General features: G+C 73.3%; 8 protein-coding genes and 1 pseudogene. 5 read left to right on the top strand and 4 right to left on the bottom strand.

Annotated features, from left to right (window positions below; translation table 11 throughout):
- Positions 1-632 (bottom strand): annotated as a pseudogene (locus tag QSK26_RS11780) (hypothetical protein); the annotation flags it as partial.
- A gap of 216 nt (positions 633-848) precedes the next feature.
- Here QSK26_RS11780 and QSK26_RS11775 point away from each other — a divergent pair.
- Both QSK26_RS11775 and QSK26_RS11770 read left to right on the top strand, forming a co-directional pair.
- Positions 849-2,324: an MFS transporter gene (locus QSK26_RS11775; RefSeq protein WP_285775086.1), complete on the top strand. Its 1,476-nt coding sequence runs from the start codon at positions 849-851 to the stop codon at positions 2,322-2,324.
- A 141-nt stretch (positions 2,325-2,465) separates the two neighbouring features.
- Complete coding sequence (locus QSK26_RS11770; RefSeq protein WP_285775085.1) at positions 2,466-2,600, top strand: hypothetical protein; 135 nt, start codon at positions 2,466-2,468, stop codon at positions 2,598-2,600.
- A 160-nt stretch (positions 2,601-2,760) separates the two neighbouring features.
- On the opposite strand, the gene QSK26_RS11765 is transcribed toward QSK26_RS11770, so the two are convergent.
- Together QSK26_RS11765 and QSK26_RS41775 are read right to left on the bottom strand one after the other, a co-directional pair.
- The gene (locus QSK26_RS11765) at positions 2,761-3,696 is read right to left on the bottom strand and encodes a TauD/TfdA dioxygenase family protein (RefSeq protein WP_285775084.1); all 936 of its coding nucleotides are present in this window, start codon (positions 3,694-3,696) and stop codon (positions 2,761-2,763) included.
- Positions 3,697-3,757: 61 nt separating this feature from the next.
- On the bottom strand, positions 3,758-3,859 hold the full coding sequence (locus tag QSK26_RS41775; RefSeq protein ID WP_352244314.1) for a putative leader peptide: 102 nt from the start codon (positions 3,857-3,859) through the stop codon (positions 3,758-3,760).
- Between the two features lie 131 nt (positions 3,860-3,990).
- Between QSK26_RS41775 and QSK26_RS11760 the strand changes: the two genes are divergently transcribed.
- The 3 genes from QSK26_RS11760 to QSK26_RS11750 are packed head-to-tail and all read left to right on the top strand — an operon-like array spanning position 3,991 to position 6,712.
- Positions 3,991-5,574, top strand: coding sequence for an FAD-dependent oxidoreductase (locus QSK26_RS11760; RefSeq protein ID WP_285775083.1), 1,584 nt, complete (start codon positions 3,991-3,993; stop codon positions 5,572-5,574).
- Complete coding sequence (locus QSK26_RS11755) at positions 5,571-5,915, top strand: 4Fe-4S dicluster domain-containing protein (RefSeq protein ID WP_285775082.1); 345 nt, start codon at positions 5,571-5,573, stop codon at positions 5,913-5,915. Before QSK26_RS11760 ends, QSK26_RS11755 begins: the two co-directional genes overlap by 4 nt.
- Positions 5,912-6,712 (top strand): SDR family NAD(P)-dependent oxidoreductase, encoded by an 801-nt coding sequence (locus tag QSK26_RS11750; protein ID WP_285775081.1) that lies wholly within the window; start codon positions 5,912-5,914, stop codon positions 6,710-6,712. The genes QSK26_RS11755 and QSK26_RS11750 overlap by 4 nt, the downstream gene beginning before the upstream one ends.
- A 50-nt stretch (positions 6,713-6,762) precedes the next feature.
- On the opposite strand, the gene QSK26_RS11745 is transcribed toward QSK26_RS11750, so the two are convergent.
- Positions 6,763-6,921 carry a hypothetical protein gene (locus QSK26_RS11745; RefSeq protein ID WP_285775080.1) on the bottom strand — a complete coding sequence of 53 codons (159 nt, stop codon included), beginning with the start codon at positions 6,919-6,921 and terminating at the stop codon, positions 6,763-6,765.
- Positions 6,922-7,042 lie beyond the last annotated feature (121 nt).

The raw sequence follows: 7,042 nt of genomic DNA, 5'->3' as shown, positions 1-7,042 counted from the left end.
TCGTCGCCGGGTGGGACCGGGACCTGGCGGCCGGGGCTGGTGGCGATGATGTCGTCGAGTTCGGTGCGGATGGCGTTCACCGGGCGCAGCGACGCGGCGACGACACGGTGACCGAGGCAGGTGATCGCCACGGCGAGCAACAGCGCGGAACCGCCGACCAGCGCCGCCAGCCAGGGTTCCACCCACGGCGGGATCACCGGGGACGACGTGTAGACGATCCAGTTGCCGCCCGGCCGGTGGGCCGACTCGGCGACCACGATGTCACACTGGCCCGGCCCGAAGACGCCGCCGCACACGACCGCGCTGGCGATGTTCTGCGCATCCGGGGTGAACTTCGCCATCGCCGGTTTGCCGCGCAGCGCCACGGTGGAGGCGACGACCCGCCCCTCGTGGTCGACGACCTGAAGGTTGCGGCCCTGGCGATGGGCGAGCGGGAAGTCCACCTTGCCCTGCTCCACCTCCACGGCCACCCGCCCGCCGGCCGCGCGGACCTCCTCGGTGAGGGCGCCGGTGGCGAAACGGTGGATGGCGACCATGAGCACGACGGCCAGCAGCGTGGACAGCAGAGCGGCGACCACGCCGGTGAACAACGTGATCCGGGCGGTGATCGAGGTTCTGTGGTTCGCGTTCATCCTCCGACCCCCCTCGGCCGGCGGGCCGCGGGGCCCCAGGACTCTGGTGCGGGGGGCGGGTCAATCGACGTGGACGTCGGCACAGCGGAAGTCACAGTCCGCTACTGCACAATACCTCCTGGTGCGCCACAGCACCAACGGGGCCGCCGTACACGCTCCGGCGCCGGGGCGGGCCGCCCGGCGTTTTCCCGGCCTCCGGGCGGGGACAGGTGCCCTATGTCCGCCAAGCCGGGCTACCGGGGGTACGCCGAGGACGACGGCTTTCTGCGCAGGTCGGTCGACTGCGCCGTACGGCGGATGGCGGCCGTCGTCGGAGGTCGCGCACGGTTGCGGGTCATCGCCCTGCTCGCCGGCGTGCTCGCCCTCGACGCCGCCGACCGGGGAGCCGTCGGCGCGGTCGCGGTGCAGCTCAGACAGGACCTGGGCGTCACCAACACCCAACTCGGATCCCTGACCGCCGTGTCCTCCGGGATGGGCGCCCTCGCCTGCCTGCCCGTCGGCGTGCTGACCGACCGGGTGCGGCGGGTCAGGCTGCTGGTCGTGAGCATCGCGGTATGGTGCGTGGCCATGGCCGTGAGCGGCCTGGCCGACTCCTACCTGTGGCTGCTGCTCAGCCGGCTGGCGCTGGGCGCGGTCACGGCCACCGCCGGGCCCACGCTCGCCTCGCTCGTCGGCGACTACTTCCCGCCCGCCGAACGCGGCCGGATCTACGGCTTCATCCTCACCGGGGAGATCGCCGGCGCCGGGATCGGCCTGCTCATCGGCGGTAATCTCGCCCGCCTGCTGTCCTGGCGGTCCGCGTTCTGGTTCCTGGCGCTGCTGGGGGTCGCGCTGCTGGTGCTGATCGCCCGCCACCTGCACGAACCCGCCCGCGGCGGTCACACCCTGCCGCGCCCGGGCACCACCGGCCCGGGGCGGGACGACGCCGCGCGCTCCGCGGTGCGGGCCAGCGGCATCGCGCCCGATCCCGCGCTGGTCCTGCACCGGGACCCGATCGGGATGTCGCTGTGGCAGGCGGCGCGATACGTGCTGCGCATCCCGACGAACGTCGTGCTCATCGCCGCCTCCGCGGTAGGGTACTTCTTCTTCGCCGGACTGCAGACCTTCGGCGTCGTCTACGTCGACCGCCAGTACGGCGTCAGCGAGACGGTGGTCACCGGCCTGGTCCCGCTCATCGGGGTCGGCGCCCTGGTGGGCGTGCTCACCGGCGGGCGGATCGCCGACCGTCTCACGAGGCACGGGCACCTGAGCGCGCGGCTGGTCGTGCCCGCGATCGGCTACCTGGCCACCGCCGTGTTCTTCCTCCCCGGCCTGCTCACCACGTCCGCCATGATGGCGCTGCCGTTCTTCTTCCTCGCCGCCGCCTCGCTGTCGGCGGCCAACCCGCCGCTGGACGCCGCCCGCCTCGACGTCGTCCACTACCGGCTCTGGGGGCGCGCGGAGAGCGTCAGGACCTTCCTGCGGATGGGAGCGCAGGCGGTCGCCCCGGTCGTCTTCGGGCTACTGGCCGACGCCCTCGGCTCGGGCGGCCCGGACAGCGCGCAGGGCCTCCAGTACGCCTTCCTGATCATGCTGGTGCCGCTGCTGGCGAACGCGTTCATCCTGCTGTGGGCCAGGCGCGTCTACCCGCGCGACGTGGCCACCGCCACGGTCTCGGAACGCCTGACCGGCACGGACCCCGAGCGGGCCTGACCGGGTACGACGGTGGAGGCGCCCCGGTGGGGGTGAGCCCGCCCGGGCCTGACGGTCACAGGCAGGTGTCGAGTGCGGCGAACACACTGCCTGCGCCGTTCCGTCACGTCTACAGTGATTCCGCTCCATAAGGCTGGCCTGATGAACATGGCCGGCTGGCGCACCCGGGCGACCCAGTGCGCGAACACCGGCTCATGCCGGCAGATCTGGGTGAAGGACGACCCGCTCGCCTGGCCGCCCCAGTCACCGGACCACACCTACGACCGCATTCCCTGAAACGTGCCGCGCCGGGCGGCGCCGGCGGGGCACGTCGCCCGGGTGCGGGTCGCCTTCGCGGGGATCACCGGCGAGCGATGATCGCCGCCTCGGTCTCGTCAGACCCCGCCGGGTGGTGCGGGCGGGCGACCCCCCATCCCGCCCGCACGTTCCCGGGGCGTCAGGCGACGACGAGGGACTCGGCCCGGAACTCCCGCCCGGCCACGATCTCGGAGGTGAACCCGTCGGGGCCGACGGGGCGGTCGCCGATCAGCGTGACCCGGTGCAGCGTCCGCCGGACGTCGAGGTGGTCGAGGTCGCTCGGGGCCAGGTGAGCCGTGGCCCGGTTGTCCCAGAAGGCGATGCTGCCCGGCTGCCAGCGGAACCGGACCGTGTACTCGGCCCGGGTGATCTGCTCGTAGAGCAGGTCGAGGACGCGCCGGCTCTCCGGCGTGGACAGGCCGACGATGTGGTCGGTGAACCCCGGGTTGACGAACAGCGCCCGCTCGCCCGTCTCGGGGTGCACCCGCACCACCGGATGGATCGACACCAGCAGGTTGTCGTTGATCCGCTTGACCAGCTTGCCGTCCTCCTCGGTCGGCTGGTACCCGGCGAGGAAGCGGTGCTCGGCGCGCAGCCCGTCCACGAAGGCCCGCAGCGGCGCGGACAGGCCCTCGTAGGCGGCGACCAGGTTGGTCCACTGCGTGTCGCCGCCGAACTCCGGCACGGTCTCGGCCCGCAGGATCGAGGCGGCGGGCGGGTTGACGGCGGCGGTGACGTCGGTGTGCCAGCCCGCGTTGTAGGAGTAGCGGCGCCTGCGGTAGCCGGAACCGTAGCGCTCCTCGTAGCGGCGCGGGTCGATGGTGAGGATCTGCGGGAAGTCCTCCGGCGGGGCGTCCTCGTGCGGGTGGGCGTGCGTCAGCTCGCCGAACTGGCGGGCGAAGGCGATCTGCCCGGCGTGGTCGAGGGTCTGGCCGCGGAAGAAGACGACCTTGTGGGCGAGCAGTGCCCGCCGGATCTCCGCCACGGTGGACGGGTCCAGGGGGTGGGCCAGGTCGACGCCGCTGATCTCGGCACCGATGTGCCCGGCCAAGCGCTTGACGGTGAGAATGGGCATGCTGGAGCGCTCCTACGGATCGTGGAGTGTGAAAAGGGGAGAGGGGATGCGGGACCCGAGGTCACCGCATGGCACAGAGAGCGCTCGCCGACCGCCGGAGATCGACGTGAAGGCGGGCTACCAGGAGCACGCTGCTTTTCACAGCTCCGATGTTCCGCGACATTCCCGACAGATGCAATAGGGATTCTCGGCAAATTCATGTATAGCCAGTAGGGAATGTTGACTTTACCGGGGCGGGCTCGTAGCGTCGTGGCTCATCAGTGCCTCCCTGCGGATCTCCCACGAGGAGAATGCATGACCGATCTCGATCTCACCGCCGACGTCCTGGTCGCCGGCGGCGGCCCGGCCGGTGCCTGGGCGGCGATCAAGGCCGCCGAGTCCGGCGCCGACGTGATCCTGGTGGACAAGGGCTACCTCGGCACGAGCGGCGCCACGGCCGCCGCCGGCACCGGCGTCTGGTACGTCGAACCCGACCCGCACGCCCGCAACCTGGCCATGGCCTCCAGGGAGGGGCTCGGCGGCCACCTCGCCGACCGAAGCTGGATGGCCCGCGTCCTGGACCAGACCTACGCGAACATGAACGAACTGGCCGAGGTGTACCGCTACCCCTTCCCGGTGGACGCGGACGGCCGGCAGATCCGGCGCGGCCTGCAGGGACCCGAGTACATGCGCCGCATGCGCATCCGCGCCCGCCGCTCCGGCGTGCGCGTCCTCGACCACAGCCCCGTCACCGAACTCCTGGTGGACGCCGGGGGCGCGGTCGCGGGCGCGGCGGGCCACCGCAGGCAGCACGACGGGTCCTACCGGGTGCGGGCGGGGGCCGTCGTGCTGGCCACCGGCGGCTGCGCGTTCCTCAGCAAGGCGCTCGGGTGCGACGTCAACACCGGCGACGGCGCCCTGTTCGCCGCGGAGACCGGAGCCGAGCTGTCCGGCATGGAGTTCTCCAACGCCTACGCCATCGCCCCCGCGTTCACCTCCGTGACCAAGACCGCCTTCTACGCGTACGCCACCTTCCACCACGCCGACGGCACCGTCCTGGAGGGCGCGGGCAGCCTGAAGGGCCGCTCGGTGATCGCGCGGGCGCTGCTGACCGAGCCCGTGCTCTGCCGGCTCGACCGGGCCGGCGAGGAGGACAGGCAGGCGATGCGGCTGGCCCAGCCCAACTTCTTCCTGCCCTTCGACCGTCAGGGCATCGACCCCTTCACCCAGTTGTTCCCCGTCACGCTGCTGGCCGAGGGCACCGTGCGCGGCACCGGCGGGATCCGCCTGACCGGCTACGACTGCGCCACCTCCGTCCCCGGCCTGTACGCCGCGGGCGACGCGGCCACCAGGGAGCCGATCTGCGGCGGCTTCACCGGCGGCGGGAGCCACAACGCGGCCTGGGCCATGTCCTCGGGGACGTGGGCGGGCCGGGCCGCCGCCCGCCACGCCCGTACCCTGGGCGCCCGCGCGACCGGCCGCCCGGTGCGCGGTGCCGGCGGCGCCGGGCTGCGGCCGGGCACGGGCGGCCGGCTCGACCACCGGGAGGTCGTCGAGGCCGTCCAGCGCGAGGTGCTGCCGTACGAGAAGAACTACCTGCGCCACGGCGACCGGCTGACGCCCGCCCTGGCCGCGCTCGACGAGACCTGGATCCGGGCCAGGCAGGCGCTGCGCGCGGACGACGCCGCGGCGGCGCGCGCCCGCGCCGCCGCCGCGCTGGCCGCCAACGCCCGCTGGATGTACGCCAGCGCGCTGGCCAGGACCGAGAGCCGCGGCATGCACAGACGCGACGACCATCCCGGGCTGGATCCCGCCCAGCATCACCGGCTGATCGCGGGCGGCCTCGACGAGGTGTGGGTGGCGCCGGAGAGCGTCCGGAACGCGGCGGTGGCGTCATGATCGAGATCGTGCTGGGCGAGCGCTGCATCGCCTGCGACAAGTGCGTCGAAGTCTGCCCCACCGACGTGTTCGTGCGCGGGGACGACGGGGTGCCGCTGATCGCGCGGCAGGGCGACTGCCAGACGTGCTACCTGTGCGAGGCATATTGCCCGGTGGACGCCCTGTACGTGGCGCCCGCCGTGCATCCGCTGCCCGCCCCGCCCGACGTGGCGGAACTGACGGAGAAGGGACTGCTGGGCGGCTACCGGGAGCAGATCGGCTGGGGACGCGGGCGCACGCCGGGTGCGCGGCGCGCGGTCGGGCCGGTCATGCCCACGACGTCGCAGGTGATCGTCTCATGACCGGCGAAGCGCGCGTGGTGCTCGTCACGGGCGCCGCCAACGGCATCGGCAGGGCGACCGTGGACCTGCTGCTCGGGCAGGGCGCCCTGGTCGTCGCCGTGGACCTCGACGATCTCGCGCTCGGCGTGCTCCGGGGCGAGGCGGAGGCGGGCGGCAGCGTGGTGACGCTGACCGGGGACGTGGCCGAGGAGGAGACCAACCGGGCCGCCGTGGCGCTGGCCGTCGAGACGTTCGGGCGGCTGGACGGCGTCGTGCTGAACGCGGGCAGGGGCGGCACCCTGCCGTGGGAGGACTCCAGGGCCGTCGCCGCCGCCGACCGGATCTTCGCGGTCAACCTGCGCGGCCCGATGCTGGGCATCAGGGCGGCCGTCCCCGCGCTGCGCGAGTCGGGGGGCGGGGCCGTCGTGGTGACCGCCTCCGTCGCCGGGTTGCGGGCGGACCCGGGCACGTGGGCGTACAACGCGTCCAAGAGCGCGGTGATCAACCTGGTGCGGGCCGCGGCGCTCGACTACGCGGCCGTCGGCATCCGGGTCAACGCCGTCGCCCCGGGCCTGACCCGCACCCGGCTCACCGCCGGGCGGGCCGATCCGCGGCTGGCGGAACGCGTGCCGCTGGGGCGCTTCGCCGAGCCGCGGGAGCAGGCCGAGGCGATCGGGTTCCTGCTGTCGCCCGCGGCCTCCTACGTCACCGGCACGACGCTGGTCGTGGACGGCGGCCTGGACGCGAGCCTGGGCATCCTGCCGCCGTCCCCCGCCGCCCGCAGGAGACACGGAAGGTCGGCGCGGTCCCGCCGCTGAGGCTTCCGGCGCCCCTCACGGTGCCGTTCGTCGAGGTGCCTACGCGGTGTTCATGAGGGATGCGCGGGCAGGTCGAGGTGCTCGCGCAGCGTCGTCCCGGTGTACTCGGTGCGGTAGGCGCCGCGCTCCTGAAGCTCGGGCACCAGCTTGTCCACGATGTCCTCCAGCACGGCCGGGAGCAGGTGCGGGCTGATGTTGAAGCCGTCCACCGATGGGGATCGTGCCGCGCGAGGGGTCCAGCTCGCCCTGGGCGGGCTCGACGTCGGGCAGCGGGCCGTGCGGGTCGTACGCCGACAGGTCGGTGTCCCAGTACTGCTCCAGGAACGCGAT

The sequence above is a fragment of the Microtetraspora sp. NBRC 13810 genome (assembly GCF_030268685.1).
Lineage (GTDB): Bacteria > Actinomycetota > Actinomycetes > Streptosporangiales > Streptosporangiaceae > BSRQ01.
Note: the sequence above shows the minus strand (reverse complement) of the source record. Positions and strands in the feature narration are given on the sequence as shown.

Excerpts from the sequence above, each read along its gene's own strand:
- QSK26_RS11775 (WP_285775086.1), top strand. The coding sequence starts at position 849 with ATGTCCGCCAAGCCGGGCTACCGGGGGTACGCCGAGGACGACGGCTTT.
- QSK26_RS11770 (WP_285775085.1), top strand. The coding sequence starts at position 2,466 with ATGAACATGGCCGGCTGGCGCACCCGGGCGACCCAGTGCGCGAACACC.
- QSK26_RS11765 (WP_285775084.1), bottom strand. The coding sequence starts at position 3,696 with ATGCCCATTCTCACCGTCAAGCGCTTGGCCGGGCACATCGGTGCCGAG.
- QSK26_RS41775 (WP_352244314.1), bottom strand. The coding sequence starts at position 3,859 with ATGTCGCGGAACATCGGAGCTGTGAAAAGCAGCGTGCTCCTGGTAGCC.
- QSK26_RS11760 (WP_285775083.1), top strand. The coding sequence starts at position 3,991 with ATGACCGATCTCGATCTCACCGCCGACGTCCTGGTCGCCGGCGGCGGC.
- QSK26_RS11755 (WP_285775082.1), top strand. The coding sequence starts at position 5,571 with ATGATCGAGATCGTGCTGGGCGAGCGCTGCATCGCCTGCGACAAGTGC.
- QSK26_RS11750 (WP_285775081.1), top strand. The coding sequence starts at position 5,912 with ATGACCGGCGAAGCGCGCGTGGTGCTCGTCACGGGCGCCGCCAACGGC.